Source organism: Holospora elegans E1, from assembly GCF_000648275.1.
GTDB lineage: Bacteria > Pseudomonadota > Alphaproteobacteria > Holosporales > Holosporaceae > Holospora > Holospora undulata_A.
This window is the reverse complement of sequence record NZ_BAUP01000003.1, coordinates 1-1,514: the sequence shown is the minus strand read 5'-3', so window position 1 is coordinate 1,514 and position 1,514 is coordinate 1. Positions and strand designations below refer to the sequence as shown.

The 1,514-nt window shown below is 36.1% G+C and carries 3 protein-coding genes; all 3 read left to right on the top strand.

Features of this window, described 5'->3' with window-relative positions; genetic code table 11:
• Positions 1-216: 216 nt before the first annotated feature.
• The 3 genes from HE1_RS00025 to HE1_RS07785 all read left to right on the top strand — a co-directional run bounded on the left by HE1_RS00025 (position 217) and on the right by HE1_RS07785 (position 1,378).
• Positions 217-795 (top strand): methylated-DNA--[protein]-cysteine S-methyltransferase, encoded by a 579-nt coding sequence (locus HE1_RS00025; RefSeq protein WP_035543081.1) that lies wholly within the window; start codon positions 217-219, stop codon positions 793-795.
• Between the two features lie 168 nt (positions 796-963).
• Positions 964-1,152 (top strand): hypothetical protein, encoded by a 189-nt coding sequence (locus HE1_RS09270; RefSeq protein ID WP_035543075.1) that lies wholly within the window; start codon positions 964-966, stop codon positions 1,150-1,152.
• Positions 1,153-1,171: 19 nt separating this feature from the next.
• Complete coding sequence (locus HE1_RS07785) at positions 1,172-1,378, top strand: hypothetical protein (protein ID WP_162480050.1); 207 nt, start codon at positions 1,172-1,174, stop codon at positions 1,376-1,378.
• Positions 1,379-1,514 lie beyond the last annotated feature (136 nt).

Here is a 1,514-nt window from a genome sequence, read left to right as displayed (position 1 = left end):
CCTCTATTGGTTTGCAAAATTTCGTCGAAAAACTCTTGCAAACACACGATAACTTGAAATGCTAGAGGGAACACTGCGTATTTCTGTGGCACTTCACGTTAATAAAACTTTGAAAATTGATCGTGCTATCTTTGGTTAAAAGTCTAAAATTTTTCTTGCATAGAAAGCTCAAATGAGGTATATGTTTGACTCTTTTAATCTAAAAAACATAATAGTATGAATAGCGTTTTTGATTTAAACAAAATATTTTTGCATTCAGATAAAATCTCTGATGAAGGAGTGTACAGGCAAAGCTTAAAAGCCTCTTGGATTGACACAAAACTTGGCCCCATGATTGCAATTTCTGATGAGACAAACCTTTACCTTTTAGAGTTTGCTGACGGAAAAGGGCTGAAACGTAAGATTGAAAGGCTTAAGCGTGCAACAAAAGCAGTGATTATCCAAAAAAGCACTGCCCTAATAGAATCAGTTGCACTGGAATTAGAGTTCTATTTTGATAGAAAGATCAGGCAATTTATGACACCACTTCATTTTCTGGGAAGCCTTTTTCAAAATCTTGTTTATGAAGAACTTATGCGTATTCCGTATGGACAGACTCGGAATTATAAGGCTCAAGCGTCAGCTCTTGGAAAGAGTAAGGCTTACCGAGCAGTTGCAAATGCTAACGCAGCAAATCAATTTTCTATTATTGTACCATGTCATCGTGTCATTAATAGCAACGGTGCTCTTGGGGGATACAGTGGTGGTATTACGCGCAAACAATGGCTTATCAATCATGAAAGATGCCATGTCTAGTACGATTCAATCCTTACGAAAAATTTTACAGGACTCTATCGATTCAAGTCCGGAAAAAGCGTCGATCTTTTTCAAGACAGGCCCAGGAGATTATGCTCAAACCGATAAGTTTATGGGCATTACAGTGCCAACTCTACGAAAGATTGCTAAAGATTTTTTTTTCTTTCTTTGGAAGATTTGGGAATTTTAATACAATCAGCAATAAATGAAGAACGATTACTTGCCCTTATTATCTTGGTTCAAAAATATAAAAAATCGAAAGAAGAACAAATAGAAGAAATTTACGAATTTTATCATACTCCCCCTCACTTTTTTGAAGGGTCTTTTAAAGATCCGAAAGAGAGGCTATTTTATTAAAAATAAACAACAATGTTTAATGCAAATGAACCTCTCATCCTTAATAAACAAGATAAAAAAACTATTAGCTTTTCACAATTCCCGCGCAGAGACTTTTAAAACCTTCGTACTTATCGATCAGCGAAAGGTTCAGCATCTTGCGCTGATCCACAAGATGAACTCTCCAGCTTCAATAAAATCCAAGCTTGAACGCGTCAGGAGTTTTTTTAAAAGGACAAGTAATTGAGGACAAGTTAATTGATTCTGGACTCTTCTCAAAAGCCTTGATATCAAGCATTTGGGAGCAAGTTCCTAAAATGCATTTAATGCTCGATGGCACCAATTGGAAGTTTGGAACGCAGAATATCAATTGCCTCGTACTA